The organism is Actinobacillus arthritidis, assembly GCF_029774155.1.
GTDB lineage: Bacteria > Pseudomonadota > Gammaproteobacteria > Enterobacterales > Pasteurellaceae > Actinobacillus > Actinobacillus arthritidis.
Genome location: NZ_CP103833.1, coordinates 1,323,151 through 1,345,149, shown reverse-complemented (window position 1 = coordinate 1,345,149; position 21,999 = coordinate 1,323,151). Strand labels below are relative to the sequence as shown.

Here is a 21,999-nt window from a genome sequence, read left to right as displayed (position 1 = left end):
AATAGATTAAAAGAAGGTCCGAACGAAACCGAAAGAAAAGGCACAGATACCTTTAATTGACGAACAAGGATTGTTCACATTGATTAAAACCAATAAACCTTAGCATAAAATATTAGTTTTATGCAAATTTTTAGCATTTTAGATTAAATTTATTGACTTTTGATCCCTTTAAATAGAGGTTAAATTCCTAAAACTTTTTGTAAAGCGAATGATTTAGTTTTAGAATCATCCTACTTAACTTTTAAGAGAGGTAACCAATGAGATATAACACATTTAAACAACCGATTGGCGAAGCGATGGATCACTTTACTGAGGGGCAATCTCCACAAATTAAACAATTAAGCGGACAATATGCTGTTGTCAAAAAATTGGATACGGAAATACTGAAAAATCCTCAATATCTTGAAGACCTCTGGCAACTTTATGGTAGCGAAAGCCCTCTACAATACTGGACTTATCTTCCGATTGAACCCTTCTCAAATAAACAAACGTTATACTCATACCTCTCTGATATAGTTCAATCGCAGGATCCTTATTATTTAGCCATTTTCGATAAACAAACAGACAAATTACTCGGCACCTTCGCTTTAATGCGTGTTGATAGACAAAATCGAGTAATTGAAATGGGTTGGGTGATCTATTCCGAACAGCTACAACGTAGCCGAATCGCAACGGAAGCACAATTTTTAGTCATGCAATATGTGTTTGAAACGCTTCAATATCGCCGTTATGAATGGAAATGCGATTCGCTCAATCAACCGTCTTATCGCTGTGCCGAACGTTTGGGCTTTCGTCACGAAGGTACATTCCGCCAATTAGTCGTCTATAAACAACGCAGTCGTGATACCGCTTGGTTTTCGTTACTTGATTGTGAATGGCAAGCAAATAAACAAAGATTGGAAAAATGGTTAGAACCGAATAATTTCGATGAAAACAGACAACAAATTTTAGCTTTAGGGAAATGTTAATGCCGAAAATTTATCTCGGTACGGGCGGATATAGTGATACCGATCTTCTCGGCACACTTTATCCACACGGCACACCAAAAACTGACTTTCTAAATATCTATAGTCGCCATTATGACACAGTTGAGATTAATAGTACTTTTCATGCGCCTATCGGCGAAAAAGCATTGCAAGGTATGGTTGAGAAAGCGGAAAAGCGGTTAAAATTCTCAGTAAAATTGCATCAAGATTTTAGCCATCAACGTATTGCCACCGAATCACAAGCAAATTTATTTCTTAATGTATTACAGCCGTTAATCGAACAAAATTGCTTGGCAAATCTATTCGTGCAATTTCCGCATACCTTTGAACGTACCACCGCCAATCGTTTATATTTGGCACAACTGACCAAATGGTTTAACGGTTTTCCGCTTGCGGTTGAATTTCGACACAGTAGTTGGCATATCACGACAGTAAAACAAGCCTTTGCCAAACAACCAAATTTAATTTGGTGTAATGTTGATTACCCGACAAATATCGGTCTACCACCGTTCCATTTTTATAGTAATCAAAAAATTGCCTATTTGCGTTTACATGGACGCAACCCGGATTGGTGGAAAGCGGAAACCGCTCAACAACGACATGATTACCGCTATTCCGATCAGGAATTACAACAATTGGCAAATCTACTTTCTCAGCACAGAGATTCATTTGAACAGCTCTATCTTTACTTTCAGAATACAACGAATAGCTATTCGTTCTATAATATTGCCACCTTAAAAAGCTATTTAAGCGAGCTAAATTTTGAGGTAAAGACTGAAATCGATAAAGTAGTAGGGGAGCAAGGAGCATTATTTTAATGAAAAGAATAGCGGTCAAATTTGCCAATTTCTTTGCTAATTCAACCGCTTACAGACAGATAAACAAACTATAAAAAGGCTAATCTAACATAAATGATGACATAAAAAAATGGCTAGCGATAACTATCCTAGCCATTTTATTTATTGTCGTATTACAAATTTTTATACAAATCTAACTACTTGTAACATGCCTATATCTGATTCTATTTGAGTAAAAACCGGTTTGTCGCAATGAGGTATAGGGTCATTAAAGCTAACGCCAAAATAATTACTGAACCAATAATAAACATTGCAATGCCAAGCATTGCTATCAGTTTATCAGACAGTTCGTGGTAGAAATGGAGTCCAACACCTGCCATTGAGGCGGAACCGAACGAGAAAGACCAAAGCCCCATAGATAAACCGTTTTGCATAATCCACGGTAGTAATTTGGCTAATAGTAAGAACTGCAAAAGCCCATATCCAATAAGCAAATAAACAAAGCTGTCTATTTTGCCACCGTTTAAACTAAAGTATGCTGAGCGACAGACAAAAGCCGGTGCAAATTGAATACCCAACACCGGTCGAACTGCCGGTGGAACCGATTCTAAATTACGTAAACGTTGCTGTACCGCTGGTTCTAAGCAAAGCCAAGAAAATACGCCTGCACCGAGAAAAATCATACCCAACTCACTTTGTCCTGCCATTTCTAACGCATTTGCACTGACAAAATTCAGCGCCACCAGCGGTAAATAAAGCACTGGCGTTGTGGCTTCAGTCGGATGATTACCTTTCCATAGCTTACCGATACGTAACATCGCAAAACCTATCTGACCAATAATTCCGGCGACTAATAAAATATAGCTACTTAATGGACTATATGGCTGAATTGCAATTGCGATAAGTAATGACGTAATCATTGTTAAACTGACAAAACAACCCATAATCGGGTGAGCTAATTCAGCCTTGGCTAACTCGGGATACTTCAGCCATTTATAGCAATAAACGCTAATCAAACTTGCCCAAATCAAGGTTGCGATTGCTAAAATCGACTCTCCGATAAGGTGAGAAATCGCTAAAATAGTTGTCGCATAACGCCATGCTAAACCTATCCCAGCAAGACCAAGAACCATTCCCAGATAATTTACCGGAATAGGAAAAACCGTTTTAGTCATTATAATTCCTGTTTAATTTCTCTATTTTTTAATCTGATAAATACACAAGCGGTCGTAAATTTTGCAAGATTTACGACCGCTTACGACCATAAAATAAATTAAAGCTTTGCTAAAAATTGCTGATTGATTTCATTCATTTTTGCCAATTTAAAATCAGCCAATGCCCAGTAATTTTCAGAGAAATCTAATGTATTAGGAATCACAATACAGCTCATTGAAGCCGCTTCACCGAGATCATACCGGGTTTAGAATCTTCAATACCAACACATTCAAAAGGCTTAATGCCTAAACCTTCTGTTGCTTGTAGATAAACTGCCGGATGCGGTTTACTATATGGCAGTTCTGCACCGGAGGCGATATAGCTAAAATAATCTGCAATACCACAACTTTGCACAATATTTTCCAACATATAACGAGGTGAGGCAGAAGCAATGGCAATTTTAAGATCATTCTGTGCAAGTAATTCTAAGGTTTCCGTGACACCGCTGATGAGTGGTTTCGCCTTTAAAATATTGCTAATTGTCGCATCTAACAGTTCTTGGGCCACTTTTTCTATCTCTAACGGCTTTTGGTACAATTCACTTGCATAACGTAATACGGGTATGGATGGCATACCACGAGTACGAGCTAATTCTTGCTCGGTAATAGGAATACCGTAACCATGTAGAAGTTCTAACTCCGTTTGTTGCCATAACGGTTCAGAATCAATCAATACACCGTCCATATCGAAAATAAATGCCTTTTTCATCTCTTCTCCTTACTGTAACGATAGCGAATCAATATTGTATGGGATCTAAACTATCAGGTTATAGCAATTATTCTGCATCTCTTAGCTATGATCAAAAAGCGGTTAGATTTTTATAAAAATAGCCGTATCTTACATAACAAGATACGGTCGCGTAATTATTTATTCATACAACATTTTTTGTATTTTTTACCGCTTCCACACGGGCAAGTCTCATTTACACCAACTTTATGCTGATTCACATAAGGTTGAGGCTTCTCTAATAGCGGAGCAGATTGATTAACCTGTTCAAAAATCGCTAATGCCGCATGACGAATCGCTTTTTCAATTTTACGTTGTTCTTCCAATGGAGGCATTTGTTCCACATAGCTTGATTTGGCGTGCTGTTCAATCAAATCAAAATGCGATTGAATATCTACTGGAAGATTCTGCCAATTTGCCACCATTGTACCGACAACATAACCACCACACCACGGCGATACCACCACCAATTTACGGCGACCAATCCGCTCTTCCCAAAAGATCGGATGATATTCCTTTCGATCATTCAGCAATGTTTGTGCTAATGAATTATAGTGACGAGAAACTAACTCAATAAATTGTTTAGAACGCTTATCTTCCAAATCCGGCACATCATTATTAAACAAAATCGGGAGCCAATCGCTCATTGCCGGCACATTTATTGAGGATAAAATTGCAGTTAAAAAACCATCTAATTCCGACACATTTAATAAAATCGCATCTTCATCGCCTTTATTAGCATACAAAAATAGCAAATCATCAAGTTGCTCAAATTCTTCACTGGTTAAAGGTGCGACTAATTTATCGCTCATTATCTCTCCTACTGATAAAATTTAAATTACTCGTCAAATTCAAGCCTTACTTCACTTCTAAACTTTCACCGATCAGGTAGAACTGTCCACCGGCAACATAATGTAACGTGCGTAAGTCATTTTCCGCTTGGTCAAAAATCCAATGGTTATCTTTAAACACACGATCATCGGCATAAGCGGCTAATACTTTTCCAATAAAAAGATCGTGATTTTGCTGATTCTCTTGATTGCGGATCAATTCACATAAAATCCAACCAGCACAACCTTTTACCAACGGAATATCAAAACCGTCCTGATAAAAAATCCCAACATTATCTAACTTATGTGGATCTGTATGGCGTGAAGTTGAACCCAGTTTCAGCACTAATTCCGCCTGATTTGCCACCGGAATTTGAATCGCAAATAAACCGCTTTTCTCCACTAATCCACGCGTAAACGCCTGCTTATCTAACACTGTCGTCACTTTAGAAAGTGGACCGTAATCCAAGGCACAAGACCAAGCCACCGCCATGACATTTTCAATATTGTCCGCTTTTGCCGAAACCAAAGTTGTCGGGCCGATATTGAGTAAACGATATGATTTTTCAACCGGAACAGAAACAATCGCCATTTTTTCTCCTATTGAATAGTGTTGAAGCGGTCAGATTTATAAAATTTTCTACAAATCCAACCGCTTGCTATTAATGAATATCTTCAGCTAAGAAACCACCGCTTTGATGCGTCCAAAGTTTGGCATAAACACCGTTTTGTGCCAGTAATTCCTCGTGGTCGCCTTGCTCAACAATTTCACCTTTATCTAACACAATCAGTCTATCCATTGCCATAATGGTTGAAAGACGGTGAGCAATCGCCACTACCGTTTTTCCGTCCATTAACTCGGTTAAGTTTTCTTGAATTGCTGCTTCCACTTCTGAATCCAATGCACTGGTTGCTTCGTCCAATAATAGAATCGGTGCATCTTTTAACATTACCCTCGCAATCGCAATACGCTGACGCTGACCGCCGGAGAGTTTTACGCCTCGCTCACCTACGTGTGCATCAAAACCAGTTCTGCCTTTCGCATCTTGTAGATTCGGAATAAATTCCTGCTGCACGCTTTCTCAACCGCTTGTAACATTTCTGCTTCAGTGGCATTCGGGCGACCGTAAAGTAAGTTTTCACGTACTGAACGATGTAATAACGAAGTATCTTGCGTGACTAAACCGATTTGTGAGCGGAGGCTCTCTTGGGTAATATCACGTACATTTTGTCCGTCAATCGTAATCGAGCCGTCTTGAATATCGTAAAAACGTAGCAATAAATTAGTGAGCGTAGACTTACCTGCACCACTACGTCCGACTAAACCGACTTTTTCACCAGCTTTAATGGTTAATTCAAAATCTTTAAGCAACGGTTTTTTCGGGTCATAGGCAAAATTAACGTGTTCAAATTTAATTTCGCCTTTGCTGACTTCTAGCGGTTTTGCATCCGCTTTATCTACTACCGTATGCGGTTTTGATAAGGTTTGCATACCATCTTGTACCGTACCTAAGTTTTCAAATAAACGAGCAAATTCCCACATAATCCATTGCGATAAGCCTTTGATACGTAACGCTAATGCAGTTGAAGTGGCAATCGCACCGGCAGTAACCAATTCAGTACCCCATAGCCATAAACCGATACCGGCAGTTGCGACAATTAAGCCAATACTCATCGCATTGGTAAGGGTTTCGATGATAGTGACTAAACGCATTTGTTTATGCACAGTAACCATAAATTCTTGCATTGATTCTTTCGCATAAGCCGATTCACGGTTGCCGTGAGAAAATAATTTTACTGTGGCGATATTTGAATAAGCATCGGTAATACGGCCAGTCATTAAACTACGTGCATCTGACTGTTCTTGTGCCGCTTCCGCTAGTTTTGGAACGAAAATGCGGATCGTCACCGCTAAGGCAATCACCCATAGAATAAACGGCACAAATAACCAACCGTCAAACTGCAATAAGATCACACTAGAAGTGGTTAGGTAAACCACAACGTAAACCAACATATCGGCACAGGTCATAATCACATCACGAACAGCTAAAGCGGTTTGCATCACTTTTGCTGAAACTCGTCCGGCAAATTCGTCTTGATAAAAGCCCATACTCTGACCGAGCATTAAGCGGTGAAAATTCCAACGCAAACGCATTGGGAATACGCCTTGTAACGATTGAAAGCGGATGCTACTCGCTAAAAAAACAAATAAAATCCCTAACAAAGCGATGCAAAACATCGCAATAATACTACCGCTTTTCTCCGCCCAAAGTTGCGCCGGAGAATATTGTGCTACCCAGTCAACCAATTCGCCCATAAACTGAAACAATACCGCTTCGATAATCCCGACAGCGCCGACTAACACGGTCAGCATAACTAAATAGCCTCGCATACCTTTGGTCGCTTCAAAAATAAACGGAATAATCCCGGCTTTCGGTGTTTTAGGCGCTTCTTCCGGATAGGTTTCGATTCTCGCCTCAAACCAGCTGAAAATTTTGTTTAACATCTTACTTTCCTGAAAAAACTAAAAGACGCAATGTGCGTCTGTCAAAATTAGAATATATTTTGCAGAAGAAAAAGACGTAATAAAAATTACGCCTTTTTGAATGACTATGGATTTAATAATTTCTCATCAAGCGCTAAATCCTCGTTACGATTTACGCCAATACCTTTGGCTAACACATCACGAGCAATTTGATGCGCTTCTTCAAGCGAATGCTCTTTGTAAGAGCCGCATTGATATTCGTTTAATTCCGGAATTTTTGACACATCCGGCACTTTATGTAACGCATCTTCCATTGATTTAGTCCATGCCGAAACAACTTCCGCTTCACTTGGCGTACCAATTAACGACATATAGAAACCGGTACGGCAACCCATCGGCGAAATATCAATAATTTCCACATTTTCGCTATTTAAATGATCACGCATAAAGCCGGCAAATAAGTGTTCCATCGTGTGAATGCCACGTACCGGTAAAATATCAATATTCGGACGGCAAAAACGTAAATCAAATACGGTAATTGTATCGCCCTTCGGGGTTGTCATCGTTTTCGCTACACGCACCGCCGGTGCGTTCATACGAGTGTGATCAACTTTAAAACTATCTAATAAAGGCATTTTTTACTCCAATTTAAATTAATGGGGGTAACGGTCATTACCCCATATTCTGAAATTATTCTGCAATTCCCTGATCCCATTCAGGGGCTTCTTGCGGAATCTTACGTTGTAATAAGAAATGGCGATTCGGCTTCGCTTGCGGCTGTACTACCCTACCTGATGGAGTAGAGAACTCAATACCGCCTTTTAATAACTGCGACATCGTTCCGGAGTTCATGCTTACCCCTTGTAGGCTAATATCCATGGTATAGCCGGAAGCACCCAAAATTCAGTATTGTTACGCACTAAATGTTGATACTTACTTTCAATACTCAAGTGAATCATCACTCTGTCACCTAATTCACTTAAGTTTAGGCGTTTCACGATCCCCACTTGCATCCCTCGGTAAAGCACGGGTGCATCTACCTCAATGCCACGAGCATCACTGGTTTCAACAATTACTGGGAAACCATTTGCATAAATAGTTTTAGTGGTATCAGTATCGCTTAAACTAAATTGCGTTTTGCGATTGCCATTACCTACATCCACATTAATATAATTTTGTAACGTTGCATCAATATTTTTCACACCACTGGTAGTAATTTCCGGTGAGATCGCACTAAATCGACTGCCTTCCTTCGCCACTAAAGCATAATACTGGCTATCAATGTAAGCGGTCGCTTTTATCTGTTTCTTTGCATTTTGCAGTTCAAGCGATTCAATCTGACCAATGGTTAAGCCCATATATTTGATGTCCATCCCTTTCGACAGTTTGGAAGCATCTTTCGCAATTAAGGTAATACGAGTATTACCTGAAGTCGCTTTGGCTTGGCTGGCATATAAGGTTTTGTCACCTTTAGTACCGCCATTATCAAAACTGATTGCCCCTTTTAAAGTACGCATAAGTGGTGCGGCTTGTACATTCAAGCCTTGCATAGAAAGCTCGGCAGAAACAGCCGGCTCAATCCAAAAACGGCTTTTATCACTCAGTAAATGACGATATGCCGGTTCAATAAATAAATCGACATCAAACTTACTTTTTTGCGGATGCACTTTCAGCACTTCACCGATTTGGAAATTTCGATAAAGCACCACAGAACCTTTATCAATACCGGACAAATCATTCGCTGATAAGGTTAAAGTGGTCTTTTTATGATCATCAATAATACCGGTCTCAGCACTTTCAATATCCTTATAAAGCGGATATTGTTTTTTCACATCGCCTTGTGGCTTAGTTTCTAGCAAACGAATACCACCTTTTAACCAATCGCTAGGAGATCCGGCTTGTACTCGCATTCCATCTAAACCTACCGATACGTCTAAATTTGAAATCGCCACAAATTTACTATTACCGGCAACCAAATGGCGATATGGCGAATAAATAATCCCTTGGAAAGTCACGCCTTCCAAAGTTAAAGTACGTTTCAGCAATTCACCGATTTGTACGTCGTTATAGTAAATTCCCTGTCCTTGATCAACACTATATGATTGCGGAGCAGTAAAAGTTAATGCTAATAAATTCGGACGAGAAAGCAAATAATCCGCTTCTTTTTGCACTTCAAAATCCAGTTTCAGCTCGCCTTTACCGGCATCAATATCAAAATAAATACCACGTAATAACTCACCAACTTTGCTGATCTGTTCCTTATTTAATGCAAATTTAGGTTCTTTCAGTAAAATCTTCGTTTCGCTTTTAAATAAATGAACATGATTCGGATCAATCAGCAATGTACCGTGGACCATTCCTTTATCTAATGGTTTTCCCTCTAGTTTAGCCTCTTTTTCATCAGAAGGCATAGATAAGGCTAAGCTGGAAAGCACTCCAATTTGTATATTTTGATAAAAAACCGGGGTTTCATTTACTTTTAAGTTCGGCATAATCGGAACAACGACATTAATTTCTTTGCCTCGTTGTGCCGATTTTAAACTTTCATATAGTGTGAATTTTTGCCCTTGATCCGCAAGCTGAGAATTGTCCGGAGAATCGAACGCAACCGCACCTTGCACGACCGAAGCAATGCTATCCACATTAACAGATACGCCGGATAAACCAATATTGGCATTAATACCACTAATATTCCAAAAATGACTATCTTGCTTGACTAAATTGGCATATTTTTTATCAATAACAACATCAATTTCCACTTTCTTTTGATCGGCAGTAAAACGGTAATCCGCAATACTACCTACCGGTACTTTACGGAAATAGACACTTGCCCCCACTGTAATAGATCCTAAATCATCTGAAACTAAACGCACCAATAAATCACCATCCGCCACCGTGACTGCCGGTGGTTCTTCCTCTGCAATAAATTCCTTACTACTATTACCTTCTCCCGGTAATAGCGTAATATAGTTACCGGAAACTAGTGCATCTAGCCCTGAAACGCCGGCAATAGAAGCACTTGGTTTAACTAACCAAAATTTTGTCTGTTCTCGTAATACGGACTTAGCTTCGGGATTAATCTCCGCTTGGACTTCAACCTTTTTTAAATCTTCTACGAAATAAACTTTCTTAACTTGCCCAATTTGCGGCCCTTGATAGCGGATTACCGTTTTACCGGCGGTAATTCCATCACCCTCATTAAAACGAATAGTAATATGTTCTCCCTGTTCTTTAAGAATCTGGAAAAACAACAATACGCCAATAATAAAAGCAACGATTGGCAATAGCCAAAAAGGCGAAATTTTTCTAGGCTGTCGGACTTTTGCCTCTACAGGTTGTGAAATTTTATCTGTCATTAAACTAGGATCTCTTTCAGATAGCGGTAATTTTCCCTTGAAATTTTGCAAAAAAGCCACTTAATTTCATATCCTTTAGATAACACAAAACCGAAGATTTAAAAAAATCTTCGGTATATGCACTAATATTGTTTATCAAAAGAATCAACTATTTTTTATCTTTTGAAGAATCGCAATGTGAAATATCACTACATTTTGCATAAAGGTATAAGCTGTGTGTAGATAATTTCATTCCGTGCTGTTCGCTAATTTCACGCTGACGGCGTTCAATATCTGGATCTTTAAACTCAAACACTTTACCACAATCCATACAAATAATATGGTCGTGTTCGCTATCTACATTTAATTCAAACGTTGCTTTATTTGCATCAAAGTTATGGCGAAGCAAAATACCGGCTTCTTCAAATTGATTTAATACACGATAGACTGTCGCTAAACCGATATCAGAACCTTGTTCTAATAAGATTTTGTAAATATCCTCAGCAGAAAAGTCTTGCATTTGTTCACGATGTTGTTGCATTAAAGCAAGGATCGTTAAACGAGGCTCGGTCACTTTTAAACCGACACTTTTTAGAAGTTTTACATTTTCTTCAGACATAACTTGCTATCCTTTATCTCTTGTATTCATTCTATGCTAATTGATCTAAGCACATTTCTTCAGTAAGTTGTTTACACCAACGACTTACACGCTCAGCGGTTAATTCCGGTTGGCGATCTTCATCAATACATAAACCGACAAACGTATTTTCATCGACTAGTGCTTGAGAAACTTCAAAATTATAACCTTCAGTTGACCAGTGACCGACAATCACACCACCGTTCGGTTCTACGATGTCACGGATTGTTCCCATTGCATCGCAGAAATATTCCGCATAATCTTCTTGGTCTCCGCAACCGAAAATAGCCACAACTTTACCGCTAAAATCGATTTCTTTTAATGTTGGCATAAAATCGTCCCAGTCTGCTTGAGATTCGCCGTAATACCAAGTCGGAATACCTAATAATAAGAAATCGTATGCTTCAATATCTTCTTTAGTGCTTTTCGCAATGTCACGAATGTCCACTAAATTCGCACCAATTTCCTTTTGGATCATTTTTGAAATATTTTCTGTGTTACCAGTATCGCTACCGTAGAATAAACCTACCACTGCCATTTGAATTTACCTATTTTTTCTAAGTCGGCAAAGTTGTTGCCGATATAATCATTTAAAATCATTTCGATTAACTGTCCGCGTGTCACTCCACGTTGGAATGCTTCCTCTTCCAAAGTCTGCACTAAGTCCGAATGTAGTTTTAATTCCACACGTTTAAGCCCGGACGAGCGATCTCGTTTGAGCTGATTGCGTTTATTGATTCTGACTTGTTGTTCCCGACTTAACGGATTAGTACGTGGTCGCCCAACTTTTGGCACGGTTGCGAACAGATCTAACGTTATACAATCTGCGTCCTGTTTTGCCATTTGTTCCACACGAGATACTTAGCTATCATTCCAATAGCATTTTCTAATTGAGAATGAGAAGCTACTAACTAATGAGGTGTGAACTATACCATACTAATTTAGTCTTGGAAATTGCACACCCTAAATTTACATTGGATTTGCGGAACTTTTCAGAAAGCGTAGATTTTTGTTTGCTTTGCAAGATTCCGCCCAAAATTAACCGCTTGTTACTCTTTAATATCGGCAAAAGTTGCATTGAGCAAACTTGCCAAATCTTGTGGTGCAAGTTCCACATCTAAACCTCGTTTACCACCTGATACAAACATTGTTGCAAATTGTTGTGCGGAGCTGTCAATCACGGTAGCTAAGCGTTTTTTCTGACCTAGTGGGCTAATTCCGCCCAGCAAATAACCGGTCGTTTTTTGGGCGATATCTTTATCCGCCATTTCCACTTTTTTCACGCCTAGCGCACTTGCCGCTCGCTTTAAATTCAGCGTATGCGAAACCGGCACAACCATCACCGCTAATTTTTTCTGATCGCCGTTTTCTGCCACCAATAACGTCTTAAATGTTTGGTTTGCATCAATACCTAATTTTTCCACCGCTTCTTGCCCGAAATTGGTATTATTCGGATCATGTTCATAAGGATGAAGCGTATGTGCAATTTTTTGTTTTTTTAATAAATTTATTGCCGGGGTCATTAGTTTTTCCTCTTAAAAATATTGTACAATTACTCCCTTTGTGTGTGCGTTACGCTAAATTAAGCGTATAAAAAAGGAGCAACTCACCTATGTCTAATTCAATTACATCAGATATCCGTTTAGCTATTGCCGCTGATTTTACCTTGTCATCAAAATTACTTGAAGCATTAGCAGAGAGTGATTTGCGTTTAGACAATATTTCCGCTATCGAAATCGAACCTTTTGGTGAAGAACAATCACTTTATATGGGCAGTAAAGCGATCGAGCAAATTGCACTTGATGAAGTAAATTGGGCGGATTTCAGCCACGTTTTGTTTGCCGGCAAAATGGTGCAAGCCGAAATTTTGGCACAAGCGGTGCAAGCAGGTTGTATTGTTCTCGACCTTTACGGCATTACCGCATTAATTGCAAACGTGCCGGTGGTCGTGCCAAGCGTAAATGACGAAGCGATCGCAAACTTACGTGAACGTAATATCGTCGCACTGGCTAACCCGCAAATTTCACAATTAGCCTTAACTCTCAAACCATTCTTAGCTCAGCCGTTAAGCCATATTTTTGTCACGTCTTTATTACCGGCGGCATATTTCGGTGATGAAAAAGTTAAAGAACTTGCCGGTCAAACCGCTCGGTTGTTAAACGGTATTCCGTTTGATGAAAATGCAGAACGTATCGCATTTGATACCGTTCCGGCAAACGTGCAAGGCGAAGAGAAAAAATTACCGTTCTCTCGTGTTTTTGAATTACAACTTGCAAAAGTTTTACCGAATTTAACCGCTTCCACCACCTTCCATTCGGTGCAAACACCGGTCTTTTACGGTATTTCACAAATGGTCACCTTACATTCGGAATATCAATTAGACGTTGAAAGTGTTAGCGCAGAATGGCGACAACAAAATTGGCTACGCTTCCATGAAGAAAGCGTGATGACACCAGTCAAAAACGGTGAAAACGAAGAAGAAAACTTACTTCAAATCAGCCAATTATTAGCAAAATCGGAAAACGAAGTGCAATTCTGGTCTGTCGCTGACGAACAGAAATTCAGCTTAGCGTTTTTAGCGATTCAGTCGCTCAACTTAGTACTGGAATATTAATTTATCCGCCACGGAATCAGTAGATCATTCCGTGGTTTCTTCCCTTTTATTTGAGGTTTTTATGTTAGAACGTTTGTTCCAATTATCTGCAAAAGGCTCTAATGCCAAAACAGAAATCGTGGCGGGGATTACCACCTTCTTCACCATGGTTTATATCGTTTTCGTTAACCCATCTATTCTCGGCGTTGCCGGTATGGATACCCAAGTGGTTTTCGTCACCACCTGTTTAATCGCGGCATTCGGTACGATTGCGATGGGCTTATTCAGTAATCTTCCTATCGCACTTGCACCGGCAATGGGCTTAAATGCGTTTTTCGCTTTTGTGGTGGTACAAAAATTAGGTTACTCATGGCAAGTGGGTATGGGCGCTATTTTCTTAGGCTCGGTCGGTTTATTCTTATTAACGATTTTACAAATTCGTTATTGGTTTATGTCGGCGATTCCACTCGGTTTACGTGTTGGTATCGGTGCCGGTATCGGCTTATTTATCGCCTTGATCGGCTTTAAAAATATGGGCTTAGTGGTCGCAAATCCGGCAACATTAGTGGCATTGGGCGATCTGCACGATCCGAAAGTGTTAATGGGTGTATTAGGTTTCTTTATCATTGTTGTTTTAGCGACTAAAGGCTTCCATTCCGGTGTATTAATTTCTATTGCGGTAATCACAGCACTAGCATTAATCTTTGATCCGGCGGTCAGTTTTAACGGTGTAATGTCTATGCCGCCGAGTTTAGATGCGGTAGTCGGTCAAGTGGATATTGCCGGTGCGTTAGATGTCGGTTTACTCGGTATTATTTTCTCCTTTATGTTAGTCAACTTATTCGACTCATCAGGCACATTAATTGCGGTAACAACCAAAGCCGGTTTCGCCGATCAACAAGGTCGTTTTCCTCGTATGAAACAAGCGTTATTTGTGGACAGTACCGCCGCTATGGTCGGTTCATTTATGGGAACGTCAGCAATTAGTACTTATATCGAGAGCGGTTCAGGCGTGTCGGTTGGCGGTCGTACCGGTTTAACCGCTGTTACTGTAGGTATCTTATTCTTATTAACCATTTTCTTCTCACCGCTTGCTGGTGTCGTTCCGGCTTATGCAACCGCTGGGGCATTAGTCTTCGTAGGGATTTTAATGGCTTCAAGTTTAATTGAAGTGAAATGGGATGATTTAACTGAAGCAACTCCGGCATTTATCACTACCGCAATGATGCCATTTACTTATTCTATTACCGAAGGTATTGCATTCGGCTTTATTTCATATTGTGTGATGAAGGCTTGTACCGGTCGTTGGAAAGAAATCAATCCATCTGTTGCGGTAGTATCATTACTATTTATCGCAAAATTCATTTGGGTGGGTTAATAACGCTTAACCACGGAATACACAAACGGCAATGTGGTATAAAAATATGCAAAATTAAACCGCTTGTTTTGTGTATTCCGTCTTTTTAAGGAAAATACTATGCAAAAACTCCTCTTTATCTTTAATTCTGCCCCATACGGCAACGAATCTTTCTTTAGTGGTTTACGTTTAGCATTGCAAATTCAAGAACAGCATAAAGCACAACTTAAATTGTTCTTAATGTCTGACTCAGTTACCGCAGGTTTAAGAAAACAAAATCCATCGGAAGGCTATAACCTCCAACAAATGTTAGAAATTCTCACCGCACAAGGCGCAATAATTAAACTTTGTAAAACCTGCATTAATGCACGAGGTATGACAGAGTTACCGCTTGCCGACGGAGTAGAAATCGGTACGTTAATTGAGCTGGCAGACTGGACTATGGAAGCAGATAAGGTCTTAAATTTCTAATGCAACATTTTGATGTCGTTATCATAGGAGCCGGTGCATCAGGCTTATTTTGTGCCGCACAACTTGGACAAGCCGGCAAACGAGTCGCCGTTTTAGACTCGGGTAAAAAGATCGGACGTAAAATTTTAATGTCCGGCGGTGGTTTTTGTAACTTTACTAATTTAGAGGTTACGGCGAATCATTACCTCAGCCAAAATAAACATTTTGTAAAATCGGCACTGGCTCGTTATACCAACTGGGATTTTATCGCTTTAGTCGCACAATACGGGATTAGCTACCACGAAAAAGAATTAGGGCGACTATTCTGTGACGAAAGCTCGCGACAAATTGTCGATTTACTGCAAGCGGAATGTGACAAAGGCAAAGTGGAAATCTTTTTACGACAAGCGGTCATTTCTATTGAAAAATTTGCAAAAAATTTCCAAATTCAGACCGCTAGTGAAACCTTTGAAACCGAGCATTTAGTCATTGCTACCGGCGGCTTATCTATGCCAGCGTTAGGTGCTAGCCCATTCGGTTATAAAATTGCCGAGCAATTCAATATTCCGGTGATTCCGCCACGAGCAAGCCTTGTGCCTTTTACTTGGAAAGATTCGGACAAACATTTTGCGAAACTTTCCGGTATTGCGTTACCGGTTCGTGTAACGAACAGGCGACAAAGTTTTAGTAATCAAATGCTGTTTACTCATCGAGGTTTATCCGGCCCGGCAATTTTGCAAATTTCTAATTATTGGGACTTGGGTGAAACGGTAGAAATTGATTTGTTACCTGCTGATGATATTTCAACAATTTTAGCTGAATTGCGTCAATCTTCGCCGAAATTACAGCTAAAAACAGTATTAAATCGTTACTTACCAAAAAAATTAGTCGAACTTTGGTTGGAACAAGGTGATTTCAAAGATAATGTGATTGCCCAGTTAAGCAAAACGGAATTAGCTCAGTTAGATCAACTGATTCATCATTGGCAATTTTTACCCAACGGAACCGAAGGTTATCGTACCGCCGAAGTCACAATGGGTGGCGTAGATACCGATTTTATTTCGTCAAAAACAATGCAAGCAAAACATACCGAAGGGCTTTATTTTATTGGTGAAGTGTTGGATGTGACCGGCTGGCTCGGTGGCTATAATTTCCAATGGGCGTGGTCGTCCGCTTTTGCGTGTGCGGAAGCGATTATTGAAAAATAGTCTTTATTAATTCACCACAGAATACACGGAGAACACCGGTGTGTGATGTGGAAATAAATATTACACAAAGTAAAAATAAAATGACCTCAAGCCAAACGGGATAAAACAAAAAACGGAAGCTGATTTCTCAACTTCCGTTTTTTGTTTTAAGCTTTCAATTAACGTGCACGGAAAATAATACGTGCTTTGCTTAAATCGTATGGCGTCATTTCTACCGTTACTTTATCACCGGTTAAAATACGGATATAGTTTTTACGCATTTTACCTGAAATATGTGCGGTAACAACGTGGCCGTTTTCTAATTCCACACGAAACATTGTATTTGGTAAGGTTTCTAAAATCGTACCTTGCATCTCAATGCAATCTTCTTTAGCCATTGATTCCTCTTTAAATTAGGGTTTGGATATAAATAAAAAAACGGGGCTTATTATACTCTCATCCGTCTAAATTACAATCATTTCCAAGCGATTACTTACGTCTAAACGTACGACGACGCGAATGAAAACGCTGGATTTGCGTCTTACTCGACAAACTCGGAAATTTAATTGGTGAATGAACGATAACTGCTTTGCGACGTAAAAAATAATGTATGCTACTCGCCAATAACGCACCCACTAAAACTAAAATAATCAGCTCGCCATATAACTGATGAAAAAGTTGTTCCACTTTATTTTTGGTTGTCTGTCCGTATTTTGCATCAAACGTCACTCGTAAAAAACCGACTAAATCCTGTTGAGCAAAAATCGGTTCAACAATTTGTTGAGTAGATTGCGGTGTATCGGTGCGAGTTCGAGTGCTTAATAAAGTTTTTAAATCTTGTGCGTTATGGCTTTGTGCAATTAAAGTGCCGTTTGGAGAATATAAATTCGCATCAATTACAAATTCTTCTTTGGCAAAGCTATCTAACGCATCAACCAACTCATCATTTTTCGCATTTTTCAGCAACATTAAAGAAAAGAGGCTTGCCTGCTGACGCACTAATAAATGTGATAAATTGGATACTTGATTAACACTCGCCAACTGTGATCCTAACTTAAACTGATTAATACCGCTTAGGATCACGCCGATGACAAGTACACACACAAGACTAATAGCGGAAAGTAAACTGATTTTTATTAACTTTTCACGACTTAAATACATAGAAATAATTGATTAGGCATAATTGATAATAGATAATTCAGCTCTGCATTATCTATGCACAATTCCAAAATGTCTATTAAAAAGAGAACAGTATGCCAAACACCATTTTTATCTTCGCTAAGCAACTAAGTGATCAGCAAATTCAGCAATTTATAGAACAAACTGATGCTAAATTGTTAAAACAAGCCGTTTATTTAGATTATAACCTTGTATTTTTTGAAACAAATTTGACCGCTTGCGAGTTACGTGAAGTAGCCAGCCAAATTACCGCAGATGTAGCGGATTTATCCATTGTGGCGAATCTTAAAGAAGCTGGTCTATTGGTGATGGATATGGATTCTACTGCGATTAAAATCGAATGTATTGATGAAATTGCCAAGTTAGCCGGTTCCGGTGAAATCGTTTCAGCAATTACGGCTAGTGCAATGCGAGGTGAACTGGATTTTGAGCAAAGTTTACGTAAACGAGTTGGTACGTTGGAAAATGCACCGGAAAGTATTTTACAAACCGTAAGAGAAAAGCTACCGCTTATGGATGGTTTTGAACAAATGGTCAGCGAATTAAAAGCACACGGCTGGAAATTAGCAATTGCTTCGGGCGGTTTTGACTATTTTGCTGATTATTTAAAAGAGAAATACCAACTGGATTATGCGGTATCCAATCAGTTAGAAATTATTGACGGCGAATTAACCGGTGTCGTGTTAGGAAAAGTGGTGGATGCACAATATAAAGCGGAAACTTTAACCAAATTAGGCGAACAATTTAACATTCCGCAAACGCAATGGGTTGCAATTGGTGATGGGGCGAATGATTTACCAATGATCAAAACTGCGACCCTCGGGGTTGCACTACACGCCAAACCAAAAGTTCAAGAACAGGCGAAATTTGTGATAAACTTCGGTGACTTGAGTGCATTGTGTGTGTTACTTAATGCGAAAAATCTTTATGAATAATCCGACTGCGTTAATAGTAAGTATATTTGCGTAGTTTTAAAAATGAGGAATAAAAAATGCCATCTTTTGATATTGTTTCTGAAATTACCATGCACGAAGTGCGTAATGCGGTAGAAAATGCCAATCGTGTATTAAGTACACGTTATGATTTCCGTGGCGTGGAAGCCGTTATTGAGCTTAACGAAAAAAACGAAAGCGTAAAATTAACGACAGAATCCGATTTCCAATTAGAACAATTAATTGAGATTTTAATCGGTTCTTGTGTAAAACGTGGTATTGAACACAACTCACTTGATATTCCAAATGAAGCGGAACACCACGGCAAACTTTACTCGAAAGAGATTAAACTTAAACAGGGTATTGAAACCGAAATGGCGAAAAAGATCACCAAATTGATCAAAGATTCAAAAATTAAAGTTCAGACCCAAATTCAAGGTGAACAAGTACGTGTCACCGGTAAATCTCGTGACGATTTACAAGCGGCTATTCAGTTGGTAAAAGGTGCAGAACTTGGTCAACCGTTCCAATTTAATAACTTCCGTGACTAAGTTTTACTCATCAATAAGCGGTCAAATTTAATTCATTTTTTGTAAATGATAAGAGGTGTAATATGTCAGGTGAGCCAAAAGGATGGTTTAAAAAGGCACTTGCTAAATATGACAAATTTTGTGAAGAACTTGGCGTAAATCAAGGTGCTTGCCGAGGTTGCGTGCCGGTTGTGAAATTCGATCCGGAAAAAGAATCGGATAAGAAAAAAACAACTGAGAAAAAATCAGCTTAATCCTACTGCTTAATCCTCCTTGACTAATTCTAGTCGGGGAGGATTTTTTCATATTCACTCTTTTGAATAATAGCAAAAAATTTTCAGCTTTATTTTGGAGAACCCAATGTCTATAAAAACACAATTCTCAACTCTATTTGAATCTGCTTTACAAAATTATTGTGAAGAACGTTCTGTAAGTCCAACGCAATTATCCGAACAGCAATGGTATCAACTGGTGGCACAAGTGGCACACCAAGCGACTTTACAATTTTTCCCAAAAAATGCACCGCTTGCCGATACTCGTAAAGTCAATTACCTTTCAATGGAATTTTTAGTCGGACGCTTACTCGGTAATAACTTACAGAACCTCGGTGTATATCAATATGTAGTAGATGAAGTGGCGAAATACGGTAAAACGTTAGTCGATATTTTAGAACAAGAAACTGATCCAGCATTCGGTAACGGTGGCTTAGGTCGTCTTGCCTTGCTATTTAGATTCTATGGCAAGCATTGCTCAACCGGCTGTTGGCTATGGCTTACATTATCAATACGGCTTATTCAAACAAAGTTTTGACTGGGCTGGCAGACAATATGAAGAAGGCGATGCGTGGGGACGTGATTTCTTCCCATTACAGTCACACCGTGCGGATTTCCGCCAAGCGGTCGGTTTTGCCGGCGAAGTTCATCATATTGCCGGCGACAAATATGAATGGCAACCGGCATGGACAGTTTACGGCGAAGCGTTTGACTTACCGGTGGTCGGTTATAAAGGCGTACAACAACCGTTACTCTTATGGCAAGGTTATAGCGAAACCGCTTTTGATTTAGCGAAATTCAATGACGGCGATTATTTAGATTCGGAATCTAGCGTCATTGATGCTTCAAAAATTACCAAAGTGCTTTACCCGAACGATAACCATCAAAACGGTAAAGAATTACGCCTAATGCGACAATATTTCCATTGTGCTTGTTCAGTTGCAGATATTCTCAAAAACCATCTAGCAAAAGGCAGAACACTTGAGCAATTAGCTGAATTTGAAGTGATTCAACTCAATGACACTCACCCTGCGATTGCAATTCCTGAGTTAATGCGTGTATTACTCGACCAATACGATTATAGCTGGGAAAAAGCGTGGGCGATCTGTTCAAACGTATTCGCTTATACCAACCACACCTTGTTACCGGAAGCGTTAGAGCAATGGGATCAAAACCTTGTTGCTAAACTATTACCTCGTCATTTGATCATCATTGAACGCATTAATCTTGAGCTTTACCAACAAGTCAAAGCCTGTTTTAGTGAAGATGAATTAGCCAACGTATGGGACGAAACAGCAATTATCGCCAATAACCGTGTACGTATGGCGAACCTTTGCGTGGTGGGGTCATTTGCAGTGAACGGCGTGGCACAAATTCACTCTGATTTAGTAGTAAGTGATTTATTCCCAGCGTATGCAAAACTCTTTAACGGCAGATTCCATAATGTGACGAACGGTATTACGCCTCGCCGTTGGATTCGCCAAGCTAACCCGTTATTAAGTACATTACTCGATCAACATATTGAAGGCGACTGGACACAGAATTTAGAATTGTTACGCCAAATCGAACCACTTGCAGAAAATGCGACATTTCAGACCGCTTACGCTGAGATTAAGCAACAAAATAAACAAGCATTGGCAAAAGTGATTGAAGAAACGTTGGGTATTCAAGTCAATCAAAATGCGATTTTTGACGTACAAATCAAACGTTTCCACGAATATAAACGTCAGCACCTCAATCTATTGAATATTATTGCGACTTACCAAGAATTGAAAGCTAATCCGAATATGGACTTTGTACCGCGTGTCTTTATTTTTGCCGGTAAAGCCGCACCGGGTTATTTTATGGCGAAACAAATTATTCAAGCGATTAATAACGTGGCACACGTCATCAATCACGATCCAGATATGCAAGGCAAATTACAAGTGGCATTTTTACCGAACTACAGCGTAAGTCTGGCGGAAAAAATCATTCCGGCGGCAGATGTTTCCGAACAAATTTCACTTGCCGGTAAAGAGGCTTCCGGTACCGGTAATATGAAATTAGCCCTAAACGGCGCAATTACCTTAGGCACGCTTGACGGTGCGAATGTGGAAATTGCCGAATTTGCCGGTGAGGAAAATGTCGTGATTTTTGGTCATACGGTGGAATCTGTACGTGAATTACGTGAAAAAGGCTATGTTTCTCGTGAATATTACGAACAAGATGAAGTATTACGCAAAGCGATTGATGCATTAGCAGACGGCTCATTTTCCGGTGGCGATAAAGAAATCTTTGAACCTCTTGTTTATGATTTGCTAAACAAAGACTATTTCTGCGTATTAGCCGATTTTGCTAGCTACCGTGAAGCACAACAAGAAGTGGCAAAACGTTATCAAAATCAGACCGCTTGGTTAAAATCAACGATTCTGAATACCGCTCGTCTTGGCACTTTTAGCTCAGACCGTTCAATTCGTGATTACCAAACAAGAATTTGGAAAAGATAACG

Annotated in this window: 19 protein-coding genes and 4 pseudogenes; 10 read left to right on the top strand and 13 right to left on the bottom strand. The window is 39.5% G+C overall.

What is annotated here, in order from left to right; genetic code table 11:
- Positions 1–257: 257 nt before the first annotated feature.
- Entirely contained in the window at positions 258–968 is a 711-nt protein-coding gene (locus NYR89_RS06165; RefSeq protein ID WP_279445142.1) for a GNAT family N-acetyltransferase, read from the top strand.
- Positions 962–1,804 carry a DUF72 domain-containing protein gene (locus tag NYR89_RS06160; protein WP_279445141.1) on the top strand — a complete coding sequence of 281 codons (843 nt, stop codon included), beginning with the start codon at positions 962–964 and terminating at the stop codon, positions 1,802–1,804. Before NYR89_RS06165 ends, NYR89_RS06160 begins: the two co-directional genes overlap by 7 nt.
- Before the next feature lie 203 nt (positions 1,805–2,007).
- On the opposite strand, the gene tehA is transcribed toward NYR89_RS06160, so the two are convergent.
- The 11 genes and pseudogenes from tehA to ybaK all read right to left on the bottom strand — a co-directional run bounded on the left by tehA (position 2,008) and on the right by ybaK (position 12,534).
- On the bottom strand, positions 2,008–2,958 hold the full coding sequence (gene tehA / locus NYR89_RS06155) for a dicarboxylate transporter/tellurite-resistance protein TehA (RefSeq protein WP_279445140.1): 951 nt from the start codon (positions 2,956–2,958) through the stop codon (positions 2,008–2,010).
- Positions 2,959–3,056: 98 nt separating this feature from the next.
- Positions 3,057–3,706, bottom strand: a pseudogene (hxpB, locus tag NYR89_RS06150) (hexitol phosphatase HxpB).
- Between the two features lie 155 nt (positions 3,707–3,861).
- Complete coding sequence (locus NYR89_RS06145) at positions 3,862–4,536, bottom strand: UPF0149 family protein (protein ID WP_279445138.1); 675 nt, start codon at positions 4,534–4,536, stop codon at positions 3,862–3,864.
- Between the two features lie 46 nt (positions 4,537–4,582).
- The gene (locus NYR89_RS06140) at positions 4,583–5,146 is read right to left on the bottom strand and encodes a flavin reductase family protein (RefSeq protein ID WP_279445137.1); all 564 of its coding nucleotides are present in this window, start codon (positions 5,144–5,146) and stop codon (positions 4,583–4,585) included.
- A 70-nt stretch (positions 5,147–5,216) separates the two neighbouring features.
- A pseudogene (locus tag NYR89_RS06135) lies at positions 5,217–7,060 on the bottom strand (ABC transporter ATP-binding protein).
- Between the two features lie 104 nt (positions 7,061–7,164).
- Entirely contained in the window at positions 7,165–7,674 is a 510-nt protein-coding gene (luxS, locus tag NYR89_RS06130) for an S-ribosylhomocysteine lyase (protein ID WP_039196056.1), read from the bottom strand.
- A 55-nt stretch (positions 7,675–7,729) separates the two neighbouring features.
- A pseudogene (locus NYR89_RS06125) lies at positions 7,730–10,395 on the bottom strand (PqiB family protein).
- A 148-nt stretch (positions 10,396–10,543) separates the two neighbouring features.
- Positions 10,544–10,993, bottom strand: coding sequence for a ferric iron uptake transcriptional regulator (gene fur, locus NYR89_RS06120; protein ID WP_279445136.1), 450 nt, complete (start codon positions 10,991–10,993; stop codon positions 10,544–10,546).
- A 31-nt stretch (positions 10,994–11,024) separates the two neighbouring features.
- A complete protein-coding gene (fldA, locus tag NYR89_RS06115) occupies positions 11,025–11,549 on the bottom strand; it encodes a flavodoxin FldA (protein WP_279445135.1) in 525 nt (174 codons plus the stop codon).
- Positions 11,537–11,854, bottom strand: a complete 318-nt coding sequence (gene ybfE, locus NYR89_RS06110; RefSeq protein WP_279445134.1) for a LexA regulated protein — start codon at positions 11,852–11,854, stop codon at positions 11,537–11,539. Before ybfE ends, fldA begins: the two co-directional genes overlap by 13 nt.
- Positions 11,855–12,060: 206 nt before the next feature.
- On the bottom strand, positions 12,061–12,534 hold the full coding sequence (ybaK, locus tag NYR89_RS06105) for a Cys-tRNA(Pro)/Cys-tRNA(Cys) deacylase YbaK (protein WP_279445133.1): 474 nt from the start codon (positions 12,532–12,534) through the stop codon (positions 12,061–12,063).
- Positions 12,535–12,623: 89 nt separating this feature from the next.
- Between ybaK and NYR89_RS06100 the strand changes: the two genes are divergently transcribed.
- The 4 genes from NYR89_RS06100 (at position 12,624) to NYR89_RS06085 (ending at position 16,619) form a co-directional block, all read left to right on the top strand.
- The gene (locus tag NYR89_RS06100; RefSeq protein WP_279445132.1) at positions 12,624–13,625 is read left to right on the top strand and encodes an oxidoreductase; all 1,002 of its coding nucleotides are present in this window, start codon (positions 12,624–12,626) and stop codon (positions 13,623–13,625) included.
- A 61-nt stretch (positions 13,626–13,686) separates the two neighbouring features.
- Positions 13,687–14,982, top strand: coding sequence for an NCS2 family permease (locus NYR89_RS06095; RefSeq protein WP_279445131.1), 1,296 nt, complete (start codon positions 13,687–13,689; stop codon positions 14,980–14,982).
- A gap of 99 nt (positions 14,983–15,081) precedes the next feature.
- On the top strand, positions 15,082–15,432 hold the full coding sequence (locus tag NYR89_RS06090) for a DsrE/DsrF/TusD sulfur relay family protein (RefSeq protein ID WP_279445130.1): 351 nt from the start codon (positions 15,082–15,084) through the stop codon (positions 15,430–15,432).
- The gene (locus NYR89_RS06085; RefSeq protein WP_279445129.1) at positions 15,432–16,619 is read left to right on the top strand and encodes a BaiN/RdsA family NAD(P)/FAD-dependent oxidoreductase; all 1,188 of its coding nucleotides are present in this window, start codon (positions 15,432–15,434) and stop codon (positions 16,617–16,619) included. The genes NYR89_RS06090 and NYR89_RS06085 overlap by 1 nt, the downstream gene beginning before the upstream one ends.
- Positions 16,620–16,777: 158 nt before the next feature.
- Here NYR89_RS06085 and infA read toward each other — a convergent pair whose 3' ends face one another.
- Both infA and NYR89_RS06075 read right to left on the bottom strand, forming a co-directional pair.
- Complete coding sequence (infA, locus tag NYR89_RS06080) at positions 16,778–16,996, bottom strand: translation initiation factor IF-1 (RefSeq protein ID WP_005598198.1); 219 nt, start codon at positions 16,994–16,996, stop codon at positions 16,778–16,780.
- A gap of 91 nt (positions 16,997–17,087) precedes the next feature.
- Positions 17,088–17,759 carry a YtjB family periplasmic protein gene (locus tag NYR89_RS06075; RefSeq protein WP_279445128.1) on the bottom strand — a complete coding sequence of 224 codons (672 nt, stop codon included), beginning with the start codon at positions 17,757–17,759 and terminating at the stop codon, positions 17,088–17,090.
- 92 nt (positions 17,760–17,851) lie between these two features.
- Here NYR89_RS06075 and serB point away from each other — a divergent pair, with 92 nt between their 5' ends.
- The 4 genes and pseudogenes from serB (at position 17,852) to glgP (ending at position 21,997) form a co-directional block, all read left to right on the top strand.
- Entirely contained in the window at positions 17,852–18,712 is an 861-nt protein-coding gene (gene serB, locus NYR89_RS06070) for a phosphoserine phosphatase SerB (protein WP_279445127.1), read from the top strand.
- Between the two features lie 56 nt (positions 18,713–18,768).
- Positions 18,769–19,260 (top strand): YajQ family cyclic di-GMP-binding protein, encoded by a 492-nt coding sequence (locus NYR89_RS06065; RefSeq protein WP_279445126.1) that lies wholly within the window; start codon positions 18,769–18,771, stop codon positions 19,258–19,260.
- A gap of 62 nt (positions 19,261–19,322) precedes the next feature.
- Entirely contained in the window at positions 19,323–19,493 is a 171-nt protein-coding gene (locus NYR89_RS06060) for a DUF5363 domain-containing protein (protein ID WP_279445125.1), read from the top strand.
- Between the two features lie 106 nt (positions 19,494–19,599).
- Positions 19,600–21,997: pseudogene (gene glgP / locus NYR89_RS06055) on the top strand (glycogen/starch/alpha-glucan family phosphorylase).
- The last annotated feature ends 2 nt before the right edge of the window (positions 21,998–21,999 follow it).

Coding starts and splice junctions, on each gene's coding strand:
- NYR89_RS06165 (WP_279445142.1), top strand. CDS start 258: ATGAGATATAACACATTTAAACAACCGATTGGCGAAGCGATGGATCAC.
- NYR89_RS06160 (WP_279445141.1), top strand. CDS start 962: ATGTTAATGCCGAAAATTTATCTCGGTACGGGCGGATATAGTGATACC.
- tehA (WP_279445140.1), bottom strand. CDS start 2,958: ATGACTAAAACGGTTTTTCCTATTCCGGTAAATTATCTGGGAATGGTT.
- NYR89_RS06145 (WP_279445138.1), bottom strand. CDS start 4,536: ATGAGCGATAAATTAGTCGCACCTTTAACCAGTGAAGAATTTGAGCAA.
- NYR89_RS06140 (WP_279445137.1), bottom strand. CDS start 5,146: ATGGCGATTGTTTCTGTTCCGGTTGAAAAATCATATCGTTTACTCAAT.
- luxS (WP_039196056.1), bottom strand. CDS start 7,674: ATGCCTTTATTAGATAGTTTTAAAGTTGATCACACTCGTATGAACGCA.
- fur (WP_279445136.1), bottom strand. CDS start 10,993: ATGTCTGAAGAAAATGTAAAACTTCTAAAAAGTGTCGGTTTAAAAGTG.
- fldA (WP_279445135.1), bottom strand. CDS start 11,549: ATGGCAGTGGTAGGTTTATTCTACGGTAGCGATACTGGTAACACAGAA.
- ybfE (WP_279445134.1), bottom strand. CDS start 11,854: ATGGCAAAACAGGACGCAGATTGTATAACGTTAGATCTGTTCGCAACC.
- ybaK (WP_279445133.1), bottom strand. CDS start 12,534: ATGACCCCGGCAATAAATTTATTAAAAAAACAAAAAATTGCACATACG.
- NYR89_RS06100 (WP_279445132.1), top strand. CDS start 12,624: ATGTCTAATTCAATTACATCAGATATCCGTTTAGCTATTGCCGCTGAT.
- NYR89_RS06095 (WP_279445131.1), top strand. CDS start 13,687: ATGTTAGAACGTTTGTTCCAATTATCTGCAAAAGGCTCTAATGCCAAA.
- NYR89_RS06090 (WP_279445130.1), top strand. CDS start 15,082: ATGCAAAAACTCCTCTTTATCTTTAATTCTGCCCCATACGGCAACGAA.
- NYR89_RS06085 (WP_279445129.1), top strand. CDS start 15,432: ATGCAACATTTTGATGTCGTTATCATAGGAGCCGGTGCATCAGGCTTA.
- infA (WP_005598198.1), bottom strand. CDS start 16,996: ATGGCTAAAGAAGATTGCATTGAGATGCAAGGTACGATTTTAGAAACC.
- NYR89_RS06075 (WP_279445128.1), bottom strand. CDS start 17,759: ATGTATTTAAGTCGTGAAAAGTTAATAAAAATCAGTTTACTTTCCGCT.
- serB (WP_279445127.1), top strand. CDS start 17,852: ATGCCAAACACCATTTTTATCTTCGCTAAGCAACTAAGTGATCAGCAA.
- NYR89_RS06065 (WP_279445126.1), top strand. CDS start 18,769: ATGCCATCTTTTGATATTGTTTCTGAAATTACCATGCACGAAGTGCGT.
- NYR89_RS06060 (WP_279445125.1), top strand. CDS start 19,323: ATGTCAGGTGAGCCAAAAGGATGGTTTAAAAAGGCACTTGCTAAATAT.